1 protein-coding gene is annotated in these 230 nt (G+C 41.7%); it reads right to left on the minus strand.

What is annotated here, in order from left to right; genetic code table 11:
* A partial coding sequence (locus KVT11_RS20855) for a hypothetical protein (protein WP_217609243.1) occupies positions 1–230 on the minus strand: 230 nt, incomplete at both ends.

Consider the following 230-nt stretch of genomic DNA (forward strand, 5'->3'; position numbering starts at 1 on the left):
TGTTCGCTCTAAGTCACTCTTAGATAGAATTTCTTTGATATATGCTTCAACTGCTTCATTTTGAGCAGCCGTTGTAATTTTTTCAACTAGTGTATGCTCTGGTGCAAGAGCGGCATATGTTGCACCAAATAGTGTATCAGGACGTGCTGTTGACACAGTAAACTGTTCGTCATGTCCTTCTACTTCGATGTGAACATGTGCACCTTCAGAACGTCCAATCCAGTTGCCTT

The organism is Bacillus sp. GbtcB10, assembly GCF_019091365.1.
GTDB classification, from domain to species: Bacteria; Bacillota; Bacilli; order Bacillales; family Bacillaceae; genus Bacillus; species Bacillus altitudinis.